This is a genomic window from Bradyrhizobium sp. 521_C7_N1_3 (assembly GCF_052075975.1).
GTDB classification, from domain to species: Bacteria; Pseudomonadota; Alphaproteobacteria; order Rhizobiales; family Xanthobacteraceae; genus Bradyrhizobium; species Bradyrhizobium japonicum.
In genome coordinates this window covers 2,685,220-2,707,940 of record NZ_CP197232.1, presented here as the reverse complement: position 1 = coordinate 2,707,940, position 22,721 = coordinate 2,685,220, and the positions used below count along the sequence as shown (strand labels likewise).

Here is a 22,721-nt window from a genome sequence, read left to right as displayed (position 1 = left end):
TCACACCGCCTCGATCAGCATGGCGCCGCCGAGCCCACCGCCGATGCATTCGGTCGCGACGCCGCGGCGCGTGCCGAGCCGCTTCATCGCGTTGACGAGATGCAGCACGATGCGGTTGCCGGAGGTGCCGACGGGATGGCCGAGCGAGATGGCGCCGCCATCGACGTTGAGCTTGTCACGGTCGATCTCGCCGGCCGCGCCGTCGAGGCCCAGGATCTCGCGACAGAATTTGTCGTCGTTCCAGGCGGCGAGACAGCCGAGCACCTGGGTCGCGAAGGCTTCGTTCAGCTCCCAGGTCTCGACGTCCTTGACGGTGAGGTCGTTGCGCTGGAGCAGCGGCGTCGCCGACATCACCGGACCCAGCCCCATGATGCTGGGATCAAGCGCGGCCCAGTGGCTGTCGACGATGACAGCCTTTGGCGTCAATTTGTGCTTTGCGACCGCCGCGTCGGAGGCGAGGATCACCCAGGACGCGCCGTCGGTAATCTGCGAGGAATTGCCGGCGGTGACCTGGCCCCAGGGGCGTTCGAACACCGGCCGGAGCTTTGCCAGCGTCTCGGCCGTCGAATCCGGCCGCACGCCGTCGTCATGATCGAAGAATTTTCCGTCGCGTGAGAACGCGGTCTCGACCTCGCCCTTGAGGAAGCCTTCGGCCTGCGCATGCGCGAGCCGGCGATGACTCTCGGCGGCATAAGCGTCGGACTGTGCCCGCGTGATGCCGAAGAGATGGCCGACGACCTCGGCGGTCTGGCCCATGTTCAGGTCGGTGATGGGATCGGTGAGGCCGCGCTCCAGGCCGATGATCGGCTTGAGATAGCGCGGCCGCAGCTTGAAGGCGGCAGCGAGCTTCGCGGCCACGCCCTTGGCGGTGGCAAGGCCGGCGAACCAGCGCACACCGGAGTTCGGCCAGACCAGCGGCGCGTGGCTCAGCGCCTCGGTGCCGCCGGCGAGGACCATGTCGGCATGGCCCTCGCGAATGTAGCGGTAGGCCGTGTCGATCGACTGCATGCCGGAGCCGCAATTGATCTGAACGGTGAAGGCGACCATGTCCTCGCCCATGCCGAGCCGGAGCGCGGCGACGCGGGCCGGGTTCATCTCGTCCGCGATCACGTTGACGCAGCCGAGGATGACCTGGTCGAAATCATCAGGTGAAAACGGCTGACGCGCCAGCAACGGCCGGCCGCATTGCACGGCGAGATCGACCGGCGTGAACGGTCCCGGCCCCGAACGCGCTTTGAGAAACGGCGTCCGGCTGCCGTCGACGATGAAAACCGGTCGTGCCATCAGCTCGCCGCCCTCTGTTCACCGAGTTCCTGGAAGAACTGATGCACATCTCCGGTTTTCTTGTAAATCGGCGACAGCGCTTCCGGCGCAAAATCGTCGACCTCGATCACTTTTGTGACGGCTTCGTGAGCGGCGGCAAGCTGCTCACCCTCGGCCTGCGTGATCACGCCCTTGGTGACGGCGTCCTTCCAGTCGCGGATGTGCGCGGCGCGCATGCGCTTGGCGATCGCATCGGTGCCCGCAACGAGCTTGAATGCGCGCTCCAGCCGGGCAAAGCCGCCGTCGTCGTCGACATGGGCGAGATCCGGCGTGAGACGCTCGCGCGCGGCCGACGGCTCCAGCACGAGACTTGCGCATTGGTGCACGACACGGTCGGAGGGGCCGAGCACCCGCGCGCCGAAGGGTTGCACGATGAGCTTGAGGATGACAGCGACAAAACGATTGGGCAGATTGGCGAGGATCTCGGCAAGCCGGTTCTCGATGGTCTTGAAGCCGGTCGCCATGCACCATTCGAGCGCAGCAAAATCCTCCTTCTGCCGGCCTTCGTCCTGCCAGCGCTTCAGCGCGGCCGAGAGCAGGTAGAGCTCGGAGAGGATATCGCCGAACCTCGCCGACAGCATCTCCTTGCGCTTGAGCGCGCCGCCGAGCGTGAGCAGTGCCATGTCGGCGCAGAGCGCAAAGGCCGCGGAGTAGCGCGCGAGCTGGCGGTAGAATGGCGTGGCATCGCCCGCATCCGGCGCAAGCGCGAAGGCGCCGAAGCTCCAGCTCCGGCCGAACGCACGCAACAGCGTCTGGAAACTATGGCTGACATGTTTCCAGAACGCCTTGTCGAACGCGGCGAGCCCGCGCTCACGGTCGGTGTCGGCCAACGCGTTCATCTCGTCGAGCAGATAAGGATGTGCGCGGATCGCCCCCTGCCCGAACACGATGAGGTTGCGGGTCAGGATGTTGGCGCCCTCGACCGTGATACCGACAGGCACGGCGCGGTGCAGATTGCCGAGATAGTTTTGCGGACCGTCGATCACGGCCTTGCCGCCATGGATGTCCATGGCGTCGTCGACTGCGGTGCGCATCCGCTCGGTCGCGTGCAGCTTCATGATGCCGGAGATGACGGCAGGGTGGACACCGGCGTTCAGCGCCGCGCAGGTCAGCCGGCGCGCCGCGTCGAGCTGGTAGGCGGTGGCGACGATGCGCGCGAGCGGCTCCTCGACGCCCTCGAATTTGGAGATGGAGATGCCGAACTGCTCGCGGATGCGGGCATAGGCGCCGGTGGTGCGGGCGGCATAGGCAGCGCCGGCCGCCGACAACGATGGAAGGGAAATGCCGCGACCGGCGGCAAGCGCCGTCATCAGCATCTTCCAGCCCTGCCCGAGTCTCTCCTTGCCGCCGATGACATAGTCGAGCGGGATGAAGACGTCGCGCCCCCAGTTCGGGCCGTTCTGGAACACCTGCATCGACGGCAGATGGCGATGGCCGATCTTGACGCCCGGCAGATTGGTCGGGATCAGCGCGACGGTGATGCCGAGCTCGTCCTGGCTGCCCACGAGATGATCAGGATCGTAGGCCTTGAAGGCGAGCCCGAGCAGCGTCGCGACCGGGCCGAGCGTGATGTAGCGCTTGTGCCAGTTGAGCCTGAGGCCAATGACCTCGCGGCCCTCGAAATCGCCCTTGCAGATGATGCCGGTGTCGACCATCGAGGCCGCGTCGGAGCCGGCTTCGGGGCTGGTCAGGCCGAAGCAGGGAATGTCGCGGCCGTCGGCAAGGCGCGGTAGCCAGCGCTCTTGCTGCTCTTTCGTGCCGAAGCGCATCAACAGCTCGCCCGGCCCGAGCGAGTTCGGCACCATCACGGTGACGGCCGCCGCAATCGAGCGGGTCGAGATCTTGCGCACCACTTCCGAATGGGCATAGGGCGAAAAGCCGAGGCCGCCAAACTCCTTCGGAATGATCATGCCGAAGAATTTTTCGCGCTTGACGAAATGCCAGACCTCCTGCGGCAGGTCGCGCCATTCCCAGAAGATCTTCCACTCGTCGAGCATGGCGCAGAGCGCGTCGACGGGGCCGCTGAGGAAGGCCTGTTCCTCGGGGGTTAGCGTCGCCTGAGGCACCTTCAGCAGCTTCGACCAGTCGGGGTTGCCGGTGAAGAGGTCAGCATCCCACCAGACGTCACCGGCCTCCAGCGCCTCGCGCTCGGTGTCGGACATCGCCGGCAGCACGCCGCGCGCCCAGGAGAAGATCGGCTTTGTGATTTTGTCGCGGCGGAAGCTCATGGCTGACCTCATGCATCGGCGCGGTTATCGGCATTTTAGCGGAAAGTGGCCGGGGTAAGTGAACACTTCACGAGCAAAAAGAAGCGAATTGACGCGGCCGGGCGGCCGCCCCGGGGGCCATAACGGCCGGGGCGTGGAGGCAGTTCCGGGGAGGAGCGTGGGTACTTCGATGCAGCAAAACCGAGGCACGCGAAGCGCGAGCCGGAATCCATATTTCCCGATGGTGGTTATGGATTGCGGACTCGCGCCTGACGGCGCGCCCCGGAATAACGGCGTGGAGAGGCCGGCCTAATCTGGCCGCACCATCTCGAACATGTTTTCCGGCTTGATCTCGAAGTAGTCGCCGCGACGGCCGGCGCGGACGATGGGGCGGGCGGCGGCGGTCTGGTAGACGCCGTCCTTGATCATGGCCTTATCGATATGGACGGCGACGACCTCGCCCAGCGTCAGCCAGGCGTCGGCCTCCTTGCCGTCGGCGCCCTTGAGGCGGACGATGTCGGAGACCTTGCACTCGAAGGCGACCGGGCTCTCAGCCACGCGCGGCACGTTGACGAGCTTGCCCGGCACGGCGGTCAGCCCTGCGAGCTTGAACTCGTCGACCTCGGGGCCGACATGCGCGGCGGTCGCGTTCATGTGCTTGGCGAGATCCATCGTGGTCAGATTCCAGACGAACTCGCCGGTCTGCTCCATGTTCGAGACCGTGTCCTTCCAGTTGGTGGAGGAGAACCCGATGATCGGCGGCACGTAGCAGAACGCGTTGAAGAAGCTGTAGGGCGCGAGGTTGACGTGACCCTTGGTGTCGCGGGAGGAGATCCAACCGATCGGCCGCGGCGCGATGATGGCGTTGAAGGGATCGTGCTTGAGGCCGTGGCCCTTGGAGGGCTCGTAGAAATAGAGGTCTTTGTCGGTCACGCGCTGCTTCTCCGTTTTCCGTCATTCCGGGGCGGTCCGCAGGACCGAACCCGGAATCTCGAGATTCCGGGTTCGATGCTTCGCATCGCCCCGGAATGACGGTCAACTCAAAACATTGGTCAGGGGCGCGGCGACAGACCCGCGATGACGAAATCGATCATCTGGTCGATGGTCGGACCCGGCTTGGTGGCGCACTGGGCGATCATCTGGGGGTGGAAGAAGCGGATCATCGCGGTGCAGGCGCACAGCGAGGCCAGTTGCAGGTCCGGCGCCTCAAACTCGCCGGAAACGACACCTTGCGCGATCATCTGGCCGATGACGCCGGCGATGCACTCCATATGGGCGACGCAGACGTCCCAGTCCTCCTCCATCGCGATCGCGACCATCTCGTGCAGCTTGTTATCGCCGACATAGCGCTCGGTGTTCATGCGGTGGATGGTGGTGAGCAGCTCACGGAAGCGTGGCAGCACCGGACCGGGCCGGGTCACGATCCGCTGCGCCTCCAGCTCGACCTCACCCATCAGGCCCCGCGCAACCGCCTGGTGGATCGCCTTCTTCGATTCGAAGAAGCGATAGACGTTGGCGGGGCTCATCCTGAGCTCCTTGGCGATGTCCCCGACCGTGGTCTTCTGGTAACCGATCTGGCGGAACAGCCGTTCGGCCACCTCGAGGATACGATCCCGGGTGTCGCCTTCGATATGTTCCGCAACCAGTGTCATGTGTCAGGACTCGTCCGTCAGCACTCTTCTCATTTATTCAGCCGCTTCAGCAAGCGGAATTGCGTGCTGGTCATCGCTCCCATGCTGCGGCGCGGCAGGCTGCTCGGGGGTGCCCGCCTCGTCCAGGCTCTTCCTGAACCACAGGGCGTAGAGGCCCGGCAGGTACAGCAGCGTCAGGAAGGTCGCGACGAACAGGCCTCCCATGATCGTGATCGCCATCGGGCCCCAGAAGGCCGAGCGCGACAGCGGGATCATGGCCAGGATGGCGGCGAGCGCCGTCAGCACCACCGGCCGGGCGCGGCGGACGGTTGCCTCCACGATCGCCTCGCGCCGGGTCAGGCCGTGGGAGACGTCGGTCTCGATCTGGTCGACCAGGATGACAGTGTTGCGCATGATCATGCCGGCGAGCGCGATCAGACCGAGCAGCGCCACGAAGCCGAACGGGGCATTGGCGACGTTGAGGCCGAACGAGGCACCGACGATGCCGAGCGGCGCGGTGAGGAACACCAGGATCAGGCGCGAGAAGCTCTGCAGCTGGAACATCAGCAGCGTCAGCATCACCATGACCATCAGCGGGAAGAGGATGAAGATCGAGGCGTTGCCCTTGGCGGATTCTTCGAACGCCCCGCCCGGCTCGATGCGGTAGGCCGGCTCGAGATTGTCCTTGATCGCCTTCAGCTTCGGCGTGATCTGGCTGGTGACGTCGGGCGCCTGCACGCCGTCGACGACGTCGGAGCGCACGGTGATCGCCATGTCGCGGTTACGCCGCCACATGATCGGCTCCTCGTGGGCATACTCGATCTTGGCGATCTGCTGGAGCGGCACGGCGACGCCGTTCTTCGAGGTGATGGTCAGATCGCCGACGCCGCCGAGATCGAGACGCTCGGACGGGATCGCACGAGCGACCACGGCCACCTTCTCGATGCCGTCGCGAATGGTCGTGACCTGCGCACCCGAGATCAGCATGGACAGCGCCTGCGAGACGTCCTGCGGCGTCAGGCCCATGGCGCGGGCACGATCCTGGTCTACGACGAGCTTGAGGTAGGGCGACTGCTCGTTCCAGTCGAGCTGGACGTCCTTGACACTCTTGTTCTGCCGCATGACGTCGCGGACCTGATAGGCGATCTCGCGCACCTTGTTGGCGTCGGGGCCGATCACGCGGAACTGGACGGGGAAGCCGACCGGCGGACCGAAATTGAAGCGGTCGACGCGCACGCGCGCCTCGGTCAGCATGCCCTCCGCAGCCGCGTTCTCGATCTTGGCCTTGATGCGCTCGCGCGCCTCGACGCCCTTGGCGACGATGACGATCTCGGCAAAGGCCTCGTTCGGAAGCTGCGGATTGAGGCCGAGCCAGAAGCGCGGCGAGCCCTGGCCGATATAAGACGTATAGGTCTCGATGTCCTTGTCGTCCTTGAGCAGCGTCTCGGCCTTCTTCACCGCCTTCTCGGTGACGTTGAAGGCGGTGCCCTCGGGCAGGCGGAGCTGGAGGAACAGCTCGGGCCGCTCCGACAGCGGGAAGAACTGCTGCTGGACATGGCCGAAGCCGACGATCGAGGCGATGAAGACGCCGACGGTCGCGGCCACCACGGTGATGCGGTGGTTGACGCACCATTGCACGATGGCGCGCAGGCCGCGGTACATGCGGGTCTCGTAGACCGCGTGCGGATCGTGATTGTGGTGCACCTTGATGTTGGGCAGCAACATGACGCCGATATAGGGCGTGAAGATCACCGCCACGAACCAGGAGGCGACCAGCGCGATCGCCACGATCCAGAAGATGCTGCCGGCATATTCGCCGACCGCGGAATTGGCAAAGCCGATGGGGAGGAAGCCAGCGGCCGTGACCAGCGTTCCCGTGAGCATCGGAAACGCAGTGGATTCCCAGGCAAAGGAGGCCGCGCGGAAACGGTCCCAGCCCTGTTCCATCTTCACCACCATCATCTCGACCGCGATGATGGCGTCATCCACCAGCAGGCCGAGCGCGATGATCAGCGCGCCGAGCGTGATGCGGTGCAGATCGAGCGACATCGTGTTCATGACCACGAAGACGATGCCGAGCACCAGCGGCACCGACAGCGCGACCACGATGCCGGTGCGCCAGCCGAGCGCCAGGAACGACACGAACAGCACGATGACGAGCGCTTCCATGAAGGAGTGCACGAACTCGCCGACGGCGTGCTCGACCACCTTGGGCTGGTCGGCGATGAGCTTGACGTCGATGCCCTGCGGCACCGCCTTCATGAACTCGGCGGTGGCCTTCTCGACCTCCTTGCCGAGATCGAGGATGTTGGCGCCCTTGGCGGTTACGACACCGATGCCGATCGCGGCCTTGCCTTCCTGGCGCACGACGAAGCTCGGCGGGTCGACATAGCCGTGGGTGACCGTGGCGATATCGCCCAAGCGGAACACGCGGCCGTTGCTTTCGACCGGCGTCTCGGCGACGGCCTTGGCGCCATCGAGCGCGCCGGTGACGCGCAGCGGCACACGCTGCGACGAGGTCTCGACCGTGCCGGCCGGGGTCACGTTGTTCTGCTTGGCGAGCGAATCGAACAGCGCCTGCGGCGTGATGCCGAGGGTGGCGAGCTTGGCGTGCGAGAATTCGACGAAGATGCGCTCGTCCTGGTTGCCGTAGACGTCGACCTTGGTCACGCCCGGCACCTTCAACAGGCGCTGGCGGAAGCCTTCCGAGACCTTCTTGAGCTGGGCATAGTCGGCGCCGTCGCCGGTCATCATGTAGAGGATGGAATCGACGTCGGAGAACTCGTCGTTGACGACGGGTCCCAGAATGCCCGAAGGCAACTGGCCCTGCACGTCGGCGAGCTTCTTGCGCAGCAGATAAAACAGATACGGCACGTCCTTCGGCGGCGTGGAATCGCGGAAGGTCACCTGGAGCGCGGTGAAGGCCGGCTTGGAATAGGTCTGCACCTTCTCGAAATAAGGCAGCTCCTGGATCTTCTTCTCGATGGGATCGGCGACCTGCGTCTGCATCTCCTGCGCGGTCGCGCCCGGCCAGATCACGGAGACGTTGACCACCTTCACCGTGAAGAACGGATCCTCGGCCCGCCCGAGCTTCTGATAGGAGAAGAAGCCGGCGACGCCGAGAATGATCATCAGGAACAGGACCAGCGTCGGATGGCTGACGGCCCAGGCCGAAAGGTTGAAGCGCTTCATCGCACTCTCCAAAGATGATCCAGTTGCAAAAAAACCACAGCCACTCTGTTCAAACCGTCGTCGCGAGGCAGCGAAGCAATCCAGGGGGCTGGGCAGATTCTGGATCGCTTCGCCGCTTCAGCCCCAGCATTTGCGCTTGGGCCGAAACTCACCTCACACGACGTGACTCTTATTCTTTGCGCATGATCTTCTCGGAAAACCGCTGCTCACTTTTCCGGATCATGCGCTAAACTCTAGAAGGACAGCGACGAGACGATCCGCACCCGCTGGCTCGGATCGAGCTTCTGCACGCCGAGGGCCACGATCTTTGCGCCCTCTTCGACACCGCTGGTGATGATGACGTCGTTGCTCTCGTAGGACTTCACCACGACCGGCTTGAGCGTGACGGCGCCATTGTCGTCGACGACGTAGAAGGAGGGCTTGCCGCCTTCGTTGAACAGCGCCGACAGCGGCAGCCGTGCGACGCGCTCGGTGGCGGCATCCGACAGCGTCAGCGTCGCGGTCATGCCGAGCGAAACCTTGTCGTCGGCCTCGGGCAGCGAGAACTTTGCAAGATATGTGCGCGTGGCCGGATCGGCCGCCGGCGCGATCTCGCGCAGCTTGGCCGCATACTTCTTGTCCGGCTCCGACCAAAGAGTGACGCTGGCGGCGCCCGACTTGGCACGTCCAACCAGCGTCTCAGGGATCGCGACGACCGCTTCCTTCTCGGCAAAGCGGGCGACGCGGATCGAAGCCTGGCCCGCGGCGACCACCTGGCCGGGCTCGATCAGCGTTGCGGTGACGACGCCACGGGCGTCGGCGTTGAGCGTCGCGTAGGAAAGGGAATTCTTGGTCAGCTCGACCGAGCGCTCGGCCCGGTTCAGGCGCGCGCGGGCCTCGTCGGCGGCGGCACGGCTCGAATCCATCTGGGCATCGGTGGTCCAGCCCTTCGCCTTCAGATCCTTGGCGCGCTGCTCGGCCGCGGCGGCCTGGGCCAGCACGCCGGTCGCGGCGGTCTGCTCGGCGACGGACTGCTCGGCCTGGAGCTTCAGATCGACCTCGTCGAGGGTCGCGAGCGGCTGCCCGACTTCGACGGTCTGGCCGACCTCGACCAGGCGCTTGGCAACCTTGCCGGCCACGCGGAAACCGAGATCGCTCTCGATCCGGGGCCTGACGGTGCCGACGAAGCTGCGCTCCGGCGTCTCGGCATCATAATGGGCGGTCGCGACCAGAACCGGCCGCGGCGGCTCAGCCTTTTCAGCGACGGTGTCATTGCACCCGGCCAGCGCGGCGGCCATCAGGGCCAGCGAGACACCCGCCAAGAGCTTGGAATAGCTGGACAAAACTGACCGAACGAACATCGGAGGACACTCCCGCGACTGCAATGAGAGGAATGTCAACTAATCACTGATAAAAGTCAATAATCGTCAGTCATCAGGAAAGCGTGATCGTTAAGGGGTGGTAAGGATTGGGATGCCGCCGCTGGGAGGTGCTATCGTAGGGTGGGCAAAGCGAAGCGTGCCCACCACGCATGCCGGCATTAGAAAAATGGTGAGCACGGCGCGAAACGCGCCTTTGCCGACCCTACGAGGCCTGTGCCCTGCAGGTTGTAGCTCGAGCAGTCCCGGATTTCGCTTCGCTCCATCCGGGCTGCGCAGCGGTGCGGGTGGCCTACCGCCCCTGCCCGGCGAACTCGTGCTTGCTCTCGTGGCCGCCGATGAAGACCAAAATGCCGGCGATCAAGGGCAGGACCGCCAGCACCAACAAGCCGGTCGAGGTCTGGCCGGTGGCTTCCTTGACCCAGCCGATCAAATACGGACCGCCGAAGCCGGCGAGGTTGCCGATCGAGTTGATCAGCGCGATGGCGCCGGCCGCGGCCGTGCCGGAGAGCCAGGCGGTCGGCAGGGTCCAGAACACGCCGAAGCAGCAGAACACGCCGATCGCCGCGACGGTGAGCACCACCATCGTCATGGTGGGATCGGTGAGATAGGAGGAGACGCCAAGCGCGACGGCGGTGAGCAGCAGCGGCGCGCCGACATGTATCACGCGCTCGCGCGTCGCATCGGAATGCCGCGCCCACAGGATCATGGCGATGGTGCCGAACAGATACGGGATCGCGGTGACGAAGCCGGTCTGGGCGTTGGTGAGGCCGAACGCCTTGACGATCTGCGGCAGCCAGAACTGCATGCCATAGAGCGCGCCGACGAAGCCGAAATAGACCAGGCTCAGCATGATCACCTTCGGCGACGATAGCGCCTCGCCGAGCGACAGATGCTTCACCGCCTGCTTGGCCGCGATTTCCGAATCGAGCCTGGACTTGAGCCAGGCCTTCTGATCGGCCGAGAGCCAGTCCGCCTTCTCCGGCTTGTCGGTGAGATAGAACCAGGTGACGATGCCTAGCAGCACCGAGGGGATGCCCTCGATGATGAACAGCCACTGCCAGCCCTTCAGCCCCATCGCGCCGTCGAGCCCGAGCAGCAGGCCCGAGATCGGCGCGCCGATCACGGTGGAGACCGGGACGGCGATGGCGAAGGCGGCGAGAAAGCGGGCGCGATACTCGGCCGGGTACCAGTAGGTGAGATAGAGGATGATGCCGGGAAAGAAGCCGGCCTCGGCGACGCCGAGCAGGAAGCGCAGCACGTAGAAGCTCGTCACGCCGCTGACCAGCGCCATCAGCGCCGAGATGATGCCCCAGGTCACCATGATGCGAGCGATCCAGCGGCTCGCGCCGAACTTTTCCAGCGCCAGATTGCTCGGCACCTCGAAGATGAAATAGCCGATGAAGAAGATGCCTGCGCCCCAGGAGAAGATCAGCGGCGTGAACTTCAGCTCCGCGTTCATGGTCAGCGCGGCGAAGCCGAGATTGACGCGGTCGAGATAGGAGAAGAAGTAGGCCAGCACCAGGAACGGAATCAGGCGCCAGGAGATGGCGCGGATCGTCGAGGTCTCGATTTCCGACTTGGCTGAGCCGGCGGAACCGGCATAGGTCGTGGTCTGGCTCATGGCTTTCCCCCCGGGGTTGTTGCTTTTATGGGCTGATGGCGGTTTTGAGCATCGCGGGCAAAGAGTCAATGGAGCGAGCAATGCACGGGGCGCAACCGGTCAACACCGTCGCGCTGCGACAGCGATCGCTGACCCGCGCCGCCCTCGCGCTGATCGTGATCGCCTGCGGGCTGTCCTTGCGCTGGTACGGCTTTCCGCTCGGGCTTCCCGCCTTCGTCGTGAAGTATGGCGGCTCGCTGCTGTGGGCGACGATGGTGCTTCTGCTGGTCGGGGTTTTGCTGCCAGGGATGTCGCGGAGGCGACTTGCAGCCATCGCTGCGGCGATCGCGATCGCCGTCGAGTTCTCCCGGCTGGTGCACGCGCCCTGGCTCGATGCGTTCCGGCTCACCACCGCGGGCGCGCTGCTGTTAGGACGGATCTTCTCGCTGTGGAATCTGGTGGCGTATGGGGTGGGGATTGCGTTCGGCGTTTGGATTGATGGTCTTGTAGGGTGGGCAAAGGCGCGTTAGCGCCGTGCCCACCATTCTCCTTCGCGGACCACGATGGTGGGCACGCTTCGCTTTGCCCACCCTACGAGACCGAGACCGTGGCGTGCAGCCTTCACTCCGCGAGCTGAAACCGCTCGAAGCGATCGAGCTCCTCCTCGATCACGCGCTTCAGCTCCTTGCGCCCCGCCGTCTTCTTCCCCTGCCCGACCCAGGTCCATTTCTGCATCAACAGCTTCTTGGCCTGCCGATCGGTCTTGAGGTCAAGCGCCGCGACGATCTCATCGCCCACCAGCACGGGCAACGCGAAATAGCCGAGCTTGCGCTTGGCCTTCGGCACATAGGCTTCGAACAGATGGTTGTAGCCGAAGAACAGATTGGTGCGCTTGCGCTGGATGATCAGGGGATCGAACGGCGAGAGGACGTGAACGAGATCGGGCGAGGCGCCCTCACCTGGCTCCAGCGCCGCAGGCGCAGCCCAATGCTCCTGCTTGCCCGCGCCCTCGATCGCAACGGGCACGAGCTCACCGCGGCGGACGCGTGAGGCGACCAGCTGAGCGATCGCCTTCTTGCTCGGCGCATCGAGGTGGCAGATCGAATCCAGACTGACCACGCCCTGCGACCGCAGCGCGCGGTCGAGCAGATAGGCCGTGATGTCTCTCGCCGACGCCGGCTTCGGCAGTTTGTCCCAGCCGAAGTGCCGCGTCATCAGCTCATAGGTCTTGAGCATGCCCTGGCGCGCGCTGACGGTCGCGACGCCGGTGTAGAAGGCGAGCTGCAAAGCCCGCTTCGAGGGTTTTCGGCTCTGCCAGAGATGCTCCTTCTCGGTGAGCACGTCGTCCTCGATGTCGCGGATCGTCAGCGGGCCGGCGCGCAGCAGCCGCATCACCTTGCGCGTATCGGCCGGCGTGACCGAAGCGTACCATTTGTGCCCCTCGCGCCGGTGCTCGCGCATCGCCGGCAGGAGGAAGCGAAAATCGTTCGCCGGCACGTAGGACAGCGCATGGGTCCAGTATTCGAACACGCTCCGGTCGACGCTCTGGGCCTGGCGCAAATCGGCACGCCGGTAGGACGGGATGCGGCTGAACAGGATGTGGTGGTGGCTGCGCTCGATGACGTTGATGGTGTCGATCTGCACATAACCGAGATGGGCGATCGCATCCGCCACCGCGCGCGCACCCTCCCCGAACGGCGCGCGCTCGTCCAGCCGCTGGGCATGCAGCCAGATCCGTCGGGCCTGTATCGTTGGGATCGGAAAGGGTTTGGGCGCGCGTGACATTGCAGGAGGCAATGTAGCCGGATTCGCGCCGGGAAAAAGAGAGGCTGAAGAGAAGAAAAAGCCGCGCTGCCATCTGCTGCCAGCGCGGCCCGGTCGCGCCAGATTGGCGCGAGGTTACTTCATCGCCATCGCCTTCTCGGCGCTCATGTAGTGCGTGCAGGCGCCGCGCATGTTGCCCTTGCTCATGTCGGAATTGGCCGAGGCCATCGACTTGCGCGCCGCGATCTTGCCCGGCGTGTCTTCACCGCCCAACCCGACAACGAGCTTGGCCATGTTCGCGCTGGTGCAAGACATCTTGGCGGCCGACGCGGGAGACAGGGCAAGTGCAGCGAACGCCGCCGCGAGCAACAGGGTCTTCATCAAGTTTCCTCCTCCGGAAAACGAAGCCGGCGTGATGCCGGCCTGCGCGGCATCTATTTTTCCGGCATAGCGCTTCACCGAGAAGGGAATTTCATCGTTCTAGCGTGCGGCTTTTGATCGCTCCCCGACGCTACCTGTGGCGATATCGGGCTCGCAGGACGCTTTTCCACGCCCCTCTGCCTGGCAGCGATAGACGCTGCCGGTGAGGCGGTCGACCAGCCACATGTTCTCGTCGTTCGGACCGTCGAGGCCGACGTAACGGCTGCTCAGCCCGGTGATCAGCGTAGACAGCAGGATCGCCACCGCGATCATCGCCGCACCGATATAAATGGGCATTGAGCTCAGAAAGACTGTCCGATCCGGCGGGCCGCCACGATAGAACTGGTAATCACTCGGCCTGGGCACTGGACTGAACTCGGCTCCCTTCCTCGGCGGTCATTGGACGCGGAGTCCTGCTAGGCGCCCAACTGGCCGAATTCTTGTTCGCACGCGGGCCATCGCGCGACGGCTTTGCGACGATCGGTGAGCAAGGGTTTCCGGAACAAATTGGCGGCCCGAACCGGGCCGCCTGTTGCTTGCCTGCCAGCTCAGCGGCGGCCGAACAACCCGCCCATCATACCGCCGAACAGACCGCCGGGGCCGCCTGGCGGACCGGCACCGCCACCGCCGTAATGGCGCCGGCCGCCACCGCCGGAGGACCGGCGACGCGCCGGCTCGTCGTCTGCCTGTTCGGAGGACGCCGCGCGGGTCGAGACAATCTCCGACAGCAGGGCCTTGTGCTGGAGCTTGTTGAGATAACCGGTCGCAGGATAGCCACGGGCAGCCTGCCACCGCCTCATCACGGAACGGGTCTCATCGTCGAACTTGCCCGACGCCTTGACGTCGAAGCCGAGCCCGGTGAGGCGGCGCTGCACGTCGCGGCGCTGGTTCTTGTCCAGACCGATCTGGTCTTCAGACACCTGGTTGGCTTCTTCCGTAAAGGTCGCGGGATCGATCCCGGCCGAGAGGTTGCGGGTGGTGATGGATGGACCATCCTGCAACGCCGCGATGCGGGCGAGCGCGATCGATTTGAACGTGCCGTTGGGATAGCTGGTGAGATAGGCGTTGAGCTCCTCGACCTTGTTGGAGTCCCTGATCGAGCGCCAGAATTCGAGCTCGACGTCGGAGCCTTGCTTGCTCGCGGCCGACACCGGTGCGTTCGACGGATCGGTCGCGGCCGCAGCCGGCACGCCGACCGGATTGAGATAGACGTTGCCCGTGAGGTTGGTGTGCCCCCAGGGCAATTGCCCCTTGCTGGTCTCGTCACTGACCTGGGCACGGACCTTGGTCATCGCCTGCTGGATCTCGATCCCGGGCTGGGCGATGTTGGCGACGAGCGCGCGGGTGAACGGGCTGTTGGTGCCGGCCTCGCCGTCGAGCGCGGTCTGGCCGGGGCCGGTGGCAAAGGCAATCAGCGTGCCCTCGCCCGACTTCATCTCGGCAAGACCGGTCTGGACGTTGACGGAGCGGGTGGCCTTGGCCGAGCGGATCTTCGCCGCGAACGGATTGTCGCGGCAGGCGTCCAGGAACACGAGCTTCACCTTCGCGTCCGACATGGTCTGATCGAGCGTGAGGTCGACATTGATCGCCGCGCCCAGCTTGACGTCCATCTCGGATTTCAGGTCGGCGTCGACCGGCAACAGGTAGTTGACGCCGTTCACGGCGATCCCGTGGCCGGCATAGAAGAACACCGCGACGTCGGCGCCTTCGCTCTTCTTGCCGAACTCCAGAAGCTTCGCGGTCATGGCATCGCGGGTGAGGTTGGCGCCCTCGACGACGTCGAAGCCGACATTGCGCAGCACCCTGGCCATCGCCTTGGAATCGATCGCGGGGTTGGGAAGCTGCGGGACGTTCTTGTAGGCGGCGTTGCCGACCACGAAGGCGACGCGCTTGTCCGCGAAGGCCGCGTTGCCGCTGACGAGAAATACTGCGATTGAAATTGCTGCGATCAAGAAGCGCATGATCATTCTCCCCTGATCCAAACTTCCTCGCTGCTCTCGGTTCGGCCTGAGCCGATCCGATGAGAGCAATCTGATCCAGTTCACAACGACGCACTGTGATCTGGATCACTCGGGGATTTCTGCTGCTCGAACCGAGCTGAGAGTCGCTGCGACGGTCGCTTTTCGGGCTGCTGACGCAGCGGGCAATACGGCTGGTGACGAACAATGGCCGAAAGATTGTACCTGCGCGGGTTGCGAGTCCAGCCGGTTCAGCAATCCGCTATCGATACCGAATGAGATAGCGCTTCTTCCCGGTGGCAGGGCACCGCCGCTGGCGCGACATGCCATGGATGCCGATCGGCGCCGGCGCCAGGATGCACGGGTCATTTCGGTCGTCTGGAATGTGACCCGCATCACATCGAGGCTGTTGAACCTTCCCTACGCTCGCAACATCAAATCGCCATCAGGCGTAACAGCGAGGATACGACAATGACCCGTTTTGATAAGTTTTTTGGACTGAAGGCGATGACCCTCACGGCCGCGCTGTCGATGACGGCGGGCCTGGCTTTCGCAGGCGATAACGTCTCCGCCAACCAGATCCTGGATGCGCTGAAGCCGAAGCCGGCGACCCGCGGCCTGTCCGTCGGTCCGCAGGCCGATCCGACCGCGCAGGCCAAGGAAGCGACGTTTCTGAACACGGTTCGCAACCGCTCGACCCGGTCGCTCTCGATGGGCGAGCGCGAGCAGATCGCCGAGCTCGCCGCGACCAAGCCGAAGATCGATCTGGAGATCCAGTTCGACTACAACTCGGCCGACATCGCCAAGACGTCGGTGCCGTCGGTGCAGGCGCTCGGCAAGGCGCTGTCCGATCCGTCGCTGAAGGGCTCGACCTTCGTGGTCGCCGGCCACACCGATGCGATCGGCGGCGAAGAGTACAATCAAGGGCTGTCTGAACGTCGCGCCGACACCATCAAGAAGTACCTGATACAGAATTATGGTCTCAACGGCACCGATCTCGTCACCGTCGGCTATGGCAAGTCCAAGCTGAAGGACACCGCCAACGGCGCCGACCCGATCAACCGCCGCGTCCAGGTCGTCAACATGGAAGCCAAGACGACGGCGTCCAAGTGAAACTCAAGTCATCGCCGCGTGAAACACGCCGCCTGCCACGATCGTGACAGGCGGCGATTTCATATCCAGCTCTGGAACAGCATCAACCGGTTGAACGTCTGCATGGACGTGCCGATGAAGGCCGCCGAGATCGGCAGCATCACCGCAAAGCCGATCGCCGCGACCCCGACATAGGCCCACAGCAGCCAGCGCGGCAGCCCCTGTCGTCGCAGCACATAGACCAGCGCAAGCGACGCCACGGTTGCGGCCGGCAGATAATAGTAGAGGAAGCCGAGCGTGCGCGGCAGCAGAGCCCAGGCGAGCCAGGAGCCGAAATAGAACGCCGCGATCAGCAACGCATCCCAACGGCGCGCGACGATGAAGTCGCGCAGTACGACGGCGAGCGCGAGCAGCGCCGGCCACGCGACCAGCGGATTGCCGAGGAAGACGATCGCGGAGACATTGTTCTCTGAGGTCTTGTCGAACAGGAACCACACCGGGCGCGCGAGCAGCGGCCAGGATGGCCACGCGCTCATATAGGTGTGGCCGGCGATCGCGGTCGTGGTGTTGTCGGCGAAAATCCGGCGCTGCGCCTCGATCAGATCCGGCAGCGACGCTCCGTAGAGCGGCACGAAAGCAGCAAGATATGTCAGCGCCGGCAGCACTGCGAAGCAGAGCGCGACATGCTGCACGCGAAGATCAGGCCAGAGATCGGGCCGATACCAGTCGCTCGGCTTCGCGTCGGCGAACAGCGTGTGCCAGCCCTGCAGCAGCCGGATCACCGCAACCATGACGATGCAGATGCCGAGCGGAAACAGGCCGCTCCATTTGCAAGCCGCGGCGAGCCCAAACAACGCGCCCGCGAGCGCGAACAGCGCATGCGGGCGCTCTCTTCGAAAGCCGTGCATGAAGGCGGCAATCGCGAGCAGGCCGAACCCGAGCGCGTAAATGTCGAGCATGGCGATGCGCGCCTGCACGTAAAGCATCTGGTTGAAGCCAGCGATCGCCGCGGCGGCGATCGCCGGTCCTTGCGCGGAGAACAGCGCGAGCCCGCACAGATAGATCGCGACGATCGCGAGCGCGCCGAACAAGGTCGACGGATAGCGCCAGCCCAGCGCATTGTCGCCGAAGGCTACGATCGATGCCGCGATCAGCTCCTTGGCCAGCGGCGGATGCATCGGGTTGAGCATCGGTTGCGATAGCGTGGGTGCCAGCATCTGCCGTGCCGCCGGCACGTAATGCACCTCGTCGAAGACGAACTTCTCCGGCGCCGTCAGGCCGATCAGCAGCGCGAGATGCGCGGCCAGGAAAATCGCGACAGCGATCACTGCGCTCTGCGACACCTTCGGAACCGCGGGCAATTCGAACGGCTGCTGTTGGGCTATTTTGCGTGGCAAATCTGCTTCACCGCGGAGAAAAACAAAGACGGCACTTTTCATTGAACGCATTCTGCCGCAACTGTCACTAAGCATAACGCACGTCCAGCGCCGCTTGTGATAATTTCGCCACATCGGAAGCGCGCGCGATCCGGTACGATCAGGGACATATCGATCGGTTGCGAAATGAATTTGCGTTTCTGGCTTTTCCCAACTCTGTTGTCGGCACTCGTCTGCGCGGCGCCTTGCGCGCAGGCGCAGACGCGCGTCGGCGAAGCCGTCGTGATCCAGAACGACGTGGTGCGCGTGGCGACGACCACGACGCCGATCAATGTCGGCGACAGCATGTTGCGCGACGAGACCGTGCGCACCGGTGCCGGCAGCGCCGCGCGCTTCGTCATGGCCGACAGCACCAACCTCTCGCTGGGCCCGAGCGCCACGCTGAAGCTCGACCGCACCGTCTTCAACGACGAGCACAGCTATCGCGACGTCGCGATCCGCATGACCACGGGCGCATTCCGATTCGTCACCGGACATTCGGAAAAGACCGCCTACAAGATCACGACACCGCTCGCGACCATCGGCGTGCGCGGCACCACGCTCGACATCCTCTCCCAGCGCGGCCGCTCCGTCGTCGTGCTCCAGGACGGCGCCGCCAGCGTCTGCACGACCAGCTCCCAGTGCGTGCAGCTCACCCAGCCCGGCGACACCGCAATCATCACCTCGGCCGGCGGCAAGGTCAGCATCACCAAGACCAACACGCCGCCCTGGACCTTTGCCGCCAACTGCGCCGCAAGCGCCGGGCTGTGCTCGGTCAACCAGTATGCGGACGCCTCGCCGACCATCACGCCTGCCGTCCACGACGACGGCATGCTGTGCGGGCGGTGATGATGGCGAAACTCGACGTCAGGCGTTTCGTTCTCGCCGCCGCGCTGACCGCAACCGCTGCGTTTGCGTTCTTCGCGTTCAATGCGCGACCGGCGGCAGCGCAGGCGGCTTGCGAGTCCGAATGCGGTGGGCCGACGCCCTCACCGTCACCGACCTATTCACCGTCGCCGTCGCCGACACCCACACCGACCCCCTCCCCTTCGCCAAGCCCCTATCCGTCGTCCTCGCCGAGCCCGTATCCACCGCCTCCACCTTCAGGCCCGACCGGCGCGGACTCCAGCGGCAATTCGATCGGCGGCCTCGCCAACCAGCGCTTCAACCAGATGATCACCAACCGGGTGCTCGGCACGGTGCTGCTCGGCGTCAACGAGCAGGTCAATTGCAGCGACTGCATCAGCGCATTCGGCTCCGCCGGCTCGTTCTCGGCCGGCATTCACGGCCGCAAGGAGCTGACCGACAACCTGTCGCTGCTCGCCGGCATCGCCTACACGCAATACAGCGAGGGCGGCTACAATATCACCAGCGCGCCGATCGGCGCCTTCGCTCTGCGCTATGATTTCACCGACTGGGGCTCGTCGCGCCCGTTCTTCGACGTCGGCACCATCCTGACGCCGTGGGAGAAGGCGCGCTACACCCGCAGCTACAACACCAGCCTCGGGCCGGTGAGTGTCACGGGCTCGACCAACGCGTCGAACTACGCCGTCTATGGCCGTGCCGGCTGGATGAGTCGCGTGTCCCCGCGCGACGAGGTCGCGGCCTCGATCGAAGTCTGGCAGCTCTGGCAGCGCGTCTCCGGCTATTCGGACAGCGCCGTGGCGTTCAATCCGTTCGACGCCTCCATTGCGACCGGCACCGACCGCACCAGCCTGGTCAAGATCGGCGGCCAGTGGACGCATCTCTTCGGCAACAACATCGAGACCAATATCAATGGCGGCTGGGTGCAGTCCTTCGCCAGTCACAGCGGCATCGTTGCCACCGTGACCGGCGACGGCCTAGTGGTGCCGACCATGGGCAACCAGGGCTGGTTCGAATATGGCGGCCGCCTCGGCTTCCGTGTGCAGAAGGGCTGGATCGTAGACCTGTTCGCCAACGGCACGCTGGGTCCGCAGCCGGTGGGGAACACCATCCATGGCGGCGTGGGGCTGAGGATTAATTACTAGCAGCGTGGTTCGCGCATGAGCAGCCTAAACCTCCGCTGTCATGCCCCGCGGAGGCGGGGCATCCAGTACGCTGCAGCTTCTCCGCATCACGTCACCGTCTCGGAGTACTGGATCGCCCGGTCGAGCCGAGCGATGACAGTGAGGATGTGGCGCGAGCACCTTACGCTGCCGACTTGCCCTCGAACGCGCGCCGCAAGACATCCGCATCAAGCTTCACCATCTTCATCATGGCCTGCATCGCGCGCGCAGCCGCGGCCTTGTCAGGGCTCGACAGGAATTCGAACATCACCTTCGGCACCACCTGCCAGGATACGCCCCAGCGATCGCTGATCCAGCCGCACTGCTGCTCCTTGCCGCCATGAGCAAGGAACGCGCTCCAGACGCTGTCGACCTGAGCCTGGTCGTCGCAATGGATCATCAGCGAGATTGCGTGGGTATATTCCACCTTCATGCCGCCATTGAGCGCGACCAGGGGCTGCCCGGCCACCGTGAACTCGACGACGAGCACGGAGCCTGTCTTGCCGGACGGACCGTCCGAAACGTTGCGCTGGACGTGCGTGATCTCCGAGTTCGGAACGAGCGACACGTAGAACTTCGCGGCTTCCTCGGCATCGCCGTTGAACCACATGCAGGGCACGAGCTTGGACATCGTGAATGCTCCTCTTCAGATGGTCGATGTTCGTTTGCTTCGATCAGGCGTTCGCCATGTCGGACTGCGCGGCGAAGGCTGCCATGTCCATCCAGTTCACGCCCCACATATGGCCATCCGGATCCTCGAAGCTGCGGCCGTACATGAAGCTGTACTCGTCCTTCGGGCTGGGATCGGCCACCCCGCCCGCGGCCTCGGCCTTGCCGACGACGTCATCGACCTCGTCGCGGCTGTCGGCCGACAGACAGAGCAGCACCTGGTTCGAGGTCTTGGCATCCGCGATCGGCTTCGGCGTGAACTGGCGGAATTTGTCGTGGGTCAGGAGCATCGCGAAGATGGTCTCGGAGAAGACCATGCAGCTCGCCGTCTCGTCGCTGAATTGCGGGTTCCTGACCGCGCCGACCGCCTCGTAAAAGGCCGTCGCGCGCTTGAGGTCGGTCACCGGCAGATTGACGAAGATCATTTTGGGCATCGGAGGCTCCTTGGGCGGGGTTCTGCCCAAGGACGGATGGCCCAGCGGCCATCCGACACGGCTTCCGGATATTTTTCGAAGGCTGTGCCTGCGTGGTTCTGTCGCACAGAACCAGCAGGCTTTCAGGCCCTTACTTCTTCTCGTTGGGATCCCGGTGCACGGGGTCGATCCACAGCACGGTCTCGGGCTTCTCGACCGGCTCGATGTCGAGGTTGATCGCGACCGCCTCGCCGTCGCTGCGCACCAGCACGCATTCCAGCACCTCGTCCGGGCTGGCGTTGATCTCCTGATGCGGCACGTAGGGCGGGACGAAAATGAAATCGCCGGGGCCGGCCTCCGCGGTGAATTGCAGGCTCTCGCCCCAGCGCATCCGCGCCTTGCCCTTCACCACGTAGATGACGCTTTCGAGATGGCCGTGGTGATGCGCACCGGTCTTGGCGTCCGGCTTGATGCTGACCGTGCCCGCCCACAATTTCTGCGCGCCGACACGTGCGAAATTGATCGCGGCCGCGCGGTCCATGCCGGCCGTCGACGGCACGTTGGTATCGAGCTGATTGCCGGGAATGACGCGCACGCCGTCATGTTTCCAGCGATCGTCATGATCGTGGTCATGGTGGGAATGCGTGTGGTCATGGCCGGTCATGGGACTTGCTTTCTGTTGGTTCCGTGCGCGGCAAGCTAACCAAAGCGGGCCTATCAGGCCATACCCAAAATCGGAACTCTCGTAGTCGGCAGGCGTTGTTTTCGCGAGCCAACTGGAAGGAGAGTTTCATGGGTAGCACGAGCGACAAGATCAAGGGCACCGCCAACGAGGCCATCGGCAAGGCCAAGCAGGGCATCGGTGAAGCCACCGGTTCCGATCGCCTGAAGGGCGAAGGCGTGGTCCAGGAAGTGAAGGGCAAGGGCCAACAGGCCATGGGCGACGCCAAGGACGCCGCGAAGGAAGCAATCGATCGCGCCGCAGCTGCGGCAAAGCGCGCGGCCGAGTGACGCGCGTCAATCTGAAAGCGAAAAGACCGGCCTCGCGGCCGGTCTTTTTGTTTGTCTTGTTCAGTCATCCCGGGGCGATGCGCAAGCATCGAACCCGGGATCTCGAGATTCCGGGTTCGGCTCTTCGAGCCGCCCCGGAATGACGGCTGCGCCGTCACTTCACCGCGAGCAATTCCACGTCGAACATCAATGTCGCGTTCGGCGGGATCACGCCGCCGGCGCCGCGGGCGCCGTAGCCGAGCTGCGGCGGGATGATCAGCGTGCGCTTGCCGCCGACCTTCATCGTGGCAACGCCCTCGTCCCAACCGGCGATGACACGGCCCTTGCCGATCGGAAACTCGAACGGCTCGTTGCGGTCGACCGACGAGTCGAATTTCTTGCCCTTCTGGCCGTTTTCGTAGAGCCAGCCGGTGTAGTGCATCACGCAGATCTGGCCGGGCTTTGGCGAAGCGCCGGTGCCGACGACGCTGTCGATGGTCTGCAAGCCTGAAGCTGTTGTCATGGGTTTTCCTGCGGTCTGGGCCGATGCCGTGGTGGAGACGAATGTCGACACGCTGCCGATCACGGTGATCGCGAGTGCCGACATGATGGCGAGGAGTGCGCGCTGGAAACGCTGCATAGGAGACCTTCCGTTTGAG

The 22,721-nt window shown here is 64.6% G+C and carries 21 protein-coding genes; 5 read left to right on the top strand and 16 right to left on the bottom strand.

Features of this window, described 5'->3' with window-relative positions; translation table 11 throughout:
* The 7 genes from AB7008_RS12220 to AB7008_RS12190 form a co-directional block, all read right to left on the bottom strand.
* Window positions 1-1,284 carry an acetyl-CoA C-acetyltransferase gene (locus tag AB7008_RS12220; RefSeq protein ID WP_028160317.1) on the bottom strand — a complete coding sequence of 428 codons (1,284 nt, stop codon included), beginning with the start codon at window positions 1,282-1,284 and terminating at the stop codon, window positions 1-3.
* Complete coding sequence (locus tag AB7008_RS12215; protein WP_441258869.1) at window positions 1,284-3,551, bottom strand: acyl-CoA dehydrogenase; 2,268 nt, start codon at window positions 3,549-3,551, stop codon at window positions 1,284-1,286. Before AB7008_RS12215 ends, AB7008_RS12220 begins: the two co-directional genes overlap by 1 nt.
* Window positions 3,552-3,839: 288 nt before the next feature.
* Window positions 3,840-4,463 carry a flavin reductase family protein gene (locus AB7008_RS12210; protein ID WP_028160319.1) on the bottom strand — a complete coding sequence of 208 codons (624 nt, stop codon included), beginning with the start codon at window positions 4,461-4,463 and terminating at the stop codon, window positions 3,840-3,842.
* 119 nt (window positions 4,464-4,582) lie between these two features.
* Complete coding sequence (locus AB7008_RS12205) at window positions 4,583-5,182, bottom strand: TetR/AcrR family transcriptional regulator (RefSeq protein WP_304492958.1); 600 nt, start codon at window positions 5,180-5,182, stop codon at window positions 4,583-4,585.
* Window positions 5,183-5,215: 33 nt separating this feature from the next.
* Window positions 5,216-8,353: an efflux RND transporter permease subunit gene (locus AB7008_RS12200; RefSeq protein WP_248881639.1), complete on the bottom strand. Its 3,138-nt coding sequence runs from the start codon at window positions 8,351-8,353 to the stop codon at window positions 5,216-5,218.
* A gap of 233 nt (window positions 8,354-8,586) precedes the next feature.
* On the bottom strand, window positions 8,587-9,693 hold the full coding sequence (locus AB7008_RS12195; RefSeq protein WP_028170414.1) for an efflux RND transporter periplasmic adaptor subunit: 1,107 nt from the start codon (window positions 9,691-9,693) through the stop codon (window positions 8,587-8,589).
* A 310-nt stretch (window positions 9,694-10,003) separates the two neighbouring features.
* The gene (locus tag AB7008_RS12190; RefSeq protein WP_304492957.1) at window positions 10,004-11,335 is read right to left on the bottom strand and encodes an MFS transporter; all 1,332 of its coding nucleotides are present in this window, start codon (window positions 11,333-11,335) and stop codon (window positions 10,004-10,006) included.
* Between the two features lie 80 nt (window positions 11,336-11,415).
* Between AB7008_RS12190 and AB7008_RS12185 the strand changes: the two genes are divergently transcribed.
* Window positions 11,416-11,844: a DUF2809 domain-containing protein gene (locus AB7008_RS12185; RefSeq protein ID WP_304492956.1), complete on the top strand. Its 429-nt coding sequence runs from the start codon at window positions 11,416-11,418 to the stop codon at window positions 11,842-11,844.
* A gap of 91 nt (window positions 11,845-11,935) precedes the next feature.
* Here AB7008_RS12185 and AB7008_RS12180 read toward each other — a convergent pair whose 3' ends face one another.
* The 4 genes from AB7008_RS12180 to AB7008_RS12165 form a co-directional block, all read right to left on the bottom strand.
* Window positions 11,936-13,099, bottom strand: a complete 1,164-nt coding sequence (locus AB7008_RS12180) for a winged helix-turn-helix domain-containing protein (RefSeq protein WP_441258868.1) — start codon at window positions 13,097-13,099, stop codon at window positions 11,936-11,938.
* Window positions 13,100-13,213: 114 nt separating this feature from the next.
* Window positions 13,214-13,459 carry a hypothetical protein gene (locus AB7008_RS12175; protein ID WP_028160325.1) on the bottom strand — a complete coding sequence of 82 codons (246 nt, stop codon included), beginning with the start codon at window positions 13,457-13,459 and terminating at the stop codon, window positions 13,214-13,216.
* A gap of 99 nt (window positions 13,460-13,558) precedes the next feature.
* Window positions 13,559-13,795: a hypothetical protein gene (locus AB7008_RS12170; RefSeq protein ID WP_028160326.1), complete on the bottom strand. Its 237-nt coding sequence runs from the start codon at window positions 13,793-13,795 to the stop codon at window positions 13,559-13,561.
* A gap of 251 nt (window positions 13,796-14,046) precedes the next feature.
* The gene (locus tag AB7008_RS12165; RefSeq protein WP_028160327.1) at window positions 14,047-15,459 is read right to left on the bottom strand and encodes a caspase family protein; all 1,413 of its coding nucleotides are present in this window, start codon (window positions 15,457-15,459) and stop codon (window positions 14,047-14,049) included.
* Between the two features lie 468 nt (window positions 15,460-15,927).
* Between AB7008_RS12165 and AB7008_RS12160 the strand changes: the two genes are divergently transcribed.
* Window positions 15,928-16,569 carry an OmpA family protein gene (locus AB7008_RS12160; protein WP_304492954.1) on the top strand — a complete coding sequence of 214 codons (642 nt, stop codon included), beginning with the start codon at window positions 15,928-15,930 and terminating at the stop codon, window positions 16,567-16,569.
* Between the two features lie 59 nt (window positions 16,570-16,628).
* Here the strand turns inward: AB7008_RS12160 and AB7008_RS12155 are convergent, their stop codons facing one another.
* On the bottom strand, window positions 16,629-18,059 hold the full coding sequence (locus AB7008_RS12155; RefSeq protein WP_304492953.1) for a phospholipid carrier-dependent glycosyltransferase: 1,431 nt from the start codon (window positions 18,057-18,059) through the stop codon (window positions 16,629-16,631).
* Between the two features lie 51 nt (window positions 18,060-18,110).
* Here AB7008_RS12155 and AB7008_RS12150 point away from each other — a divergent pair, with 51 nt between their 5' ends.
* Entirely contained in the window at window positions 18,111-18,812 is a 702-nt protein-coding gene (locus AB7008_RS12150; protein ID WP_304492952.1) for a FecR family protein, read from the top strand.
* Between the two features lie 2 nt (window positions 18,813-18,814).
* Window positions 18,815-19,972 (top strand): hypothetical protein, encoded by a 1,158-nt coding sequence (locus AB7008_RS12145; RefSeq protein ID WP_028160331.1) that lies wholly within the window; start codon window positions 18,815-18,817, stop codon window positions 19,970-19,972.
* A gap of 160 nt (window positions 19,973-20,132) precedes the next feature.
* Here AB7008_RS12145 and AB7008_RS12140 read toward each other — a convergent pair whose 3' ends face one another.
* The 3 genes from AB7008_RS12140 to AB7008_RS12130 all read right to left on the bottom strand — a co-directional run bounded on the left by AB7008_RS12140 (window position 20,133) and on the right by AB7008_RS12130 (window position 21,736).
* A complete protein-coding gene (locus AB7008_RS12140) occupies window positions 20,133-20,621 on the bottom strand; it encodes a VOC family protein (RefSeq protein ID WP_441258867.1) in 489 nt (162 codons plus the stop codon).
* 43 nt (window positions 20,622-20,664) lie between these two features.
* Window positions 20,665-21,093 (bottom strand): VOC family protein, encoded by a 429-nt coding sequence (locus AB7008_RS12135; protein ID WP_441258866.1) that lies wholly within the window; start codon window positions 21,091-21,093, stop codon window positions 20,665-20,667.
* Window positions 21,094-21,223: 130 nt separating this feature from the next.
* On the bottom strand, window positions 21,224-21,736 hold the full coding sequence (locus AB7008_RS12130; RefSeq protein WP_014497473.1) for a cupin domain-containing protein: 513 nt from the start codon (window positions 21,734-21,736) through the stop codon (window positions 21,224-21,226).
* A 128-nt stretch (window positions 21,737-21,864) separates the two neighbouring features.
* Here AB7008_RS12130 and AB7008_RS12125 point away from each other — a divergent pair, with 128 nt between their 5' ends.
* Window positions 21,865-22,083 (top strand): CsbD family protein, encoded by a 219-nt coding sequence (locus AB7008_RS12125; RefSeq protein WP_028148583.1) that lies wholly within the window; start codon window positions 21,865-21,867, stop codon window positions 22,081-22,083.
* 154 nt (window positions 22,084-22,237) lie between these two features.
* On the opposite strand, the gene AB7008_RS12120 is transcribed toward AB7008_RS12125, so the two are convergent.
* Complete coding sequence (locus tag AB7008_RS12120; RefSeq protein WP_028148582.1) at window positions 22,238-22,702, bottom strand: FKBP-type peptidyl-prolyl cis-trans isomerase; 465 nt, start codon at window positions 22,700-22,702, stop codon at window positions 22,238-22,240.
* Window positions 22,703-22,721 lie beyond the last annotated feature (19 nt).

What these genes read in the sequence shown, in the direction of transcription:
- AB7008_RS12220 (WP_028160317.1), bottom strand. Translation starts at nt 1,284, where the DNA reads ATGGCACGACCGGTTTTCATCGTCGACGGCAGCCGGACGCCGTTTCTC.
- AB7008_RS12215 (WP_441258869.1), bottom strand. Translation starts at nt 3,551, where the DNA reads ATGAGCTTCCGCCGCGACAAAATCACAAAGCCGATCTTCTCCTGGGCG.
- AB7008_RS12205 (WP_304492958.1), bottom strand. Translation starts at nt 5,182, where the DNA reads ATGACACTGGTTGCGGAACATATCGAAGGCGACACCCGGGATCGTATC.
- AB7008_RS12200 (WP_248881639.1), bottom strand. Translation starts at nt 8,353, where the DNA reads ATGAAGCGCTTCAACCTTTCGGCCTGGGCCGTCAGCCATCCGACGCTG.
- AB7008_RS12195 (WP_028170414.1), bottom strand. Translation starts at nt 9,693, where the DNA reads ATGTTCGTTCGGTCAGTTTTGTCCAGCTATTCCAAGCTCTTGGCGGGT.
- AB7008_RS12190 (WP_304492957.1), bottom strand. Translation starts at nt 11,335, where the DNA reads ATGAGCCAGACCACGACCTATGCCGGTTCCGCCGGCTCAGCCAAGTCG.
- AB7008_RS12185 (WP_304492956.1), top strand. Translation starts at nt 11,416, where the DNA reads ATGCACGGGGCGCAACCGGTCAACACCGTCGCGCTGCGACAGCGATCG.
- AB7008_RS12180 (WP_441258868.1), bottom strand. Translation starts at nt 13,099, where the DNA reads ATGTCACGCGCGCCCAAACCCTTTCCGATCCCAACGATACAGGCCCGA.
- AB7008_RS12175 (WP_028160325.1), bottom strand. Translation starts at nt 13,459, where the DNA reads ATGAAGACCCTGTTGCTCGCGGCGGCGTTCGCTGCACTTGCCCTGTCT.
- AB7008_RS12170 (WP_028160326.1), bottom strand. Translation starts at nt 13,795, where the DNA reads ATGCCCATTTATATCGGTGCGGCGATGATCGCGGTGGCGATCCTGCTG.
- AB7008_RS12165 (WP_028160327.1), bottom strand. Translation starts at nt 15,459, where the DNA reads ATGCGCTTCTTGATCGCAGCAATTTCAATCGCAGTATTTCTCGTCAGC.
- AB7008_RS12160 (WP_304492954.1), top strand. Translation starts at nt 15,928, where the DNA reads ATGACCCGTTTTGATAAGTTTTTTGGACTGAAGGCGATGACCCTCACG.
- AB7008_RS12155 (WP_304492953.1), bottom strand. Translation starts at nt 18,059, where the DNA reads ATGTGGCGAAATTATCACAAGCGGCGCTGGACGTGCGTTATGCTTAGT.
- AB7008_RS12150 (WP_304492952.1), top strand. Translation starts at nt 18,111, where the DNA reads ATGAATTTGCGTTTCTGGCTTTTCCCAACTCTGTTGTCGGCACTCGTC.
- AB7008_RS12145 (WP_028160331.1), top strand. Translation starts at nt 18,815, where the DNA reads ATGGCGAAACTCGACGTCAGGCGTTTCGTTCTCGCCGCCGCGCTGACC.
- AB7008_RS12140 (WP_441258867.1), bottom strand. Translation starts at nt 20,621, where the DNA reads ATGTCCAAGCTCGTGCCCTGCATGTGGTTCAACGGCGATGCCGAGGAA.
- AB7008_RS12135 (WP_441258866.1), bottom strand. Translation starts at nt 21,093, where the DNA reads ATGCCCAAAATGATCTTCGTCAATCTGCCGGTGACCGACCTCAAGCGC.
- AB7008_RS12130 (WP_014497473.1), bottom strand. Translation starts at nt 21,736, where the DNA reads ATGACCGGCCATGACCACACGCATTCCCACCATGACCACGATCATGAC.
- AB7008_RS12125 (WP_028148583.1), top strand. Translation starts at nt 21,865, where the DNA reads ATGGGTAGCACGAGCGACAAGATCAAGGGCACCGCCAACGAGGCCATC.
- AB7008_RS12120 (WP_028148582.1), bottom strand. Translation starts at nt 22,702, where the DNA reads ATGCAGCGTTTCCAGCGCGCACTCCTCGCCATCATGTCGGCACTCGCG.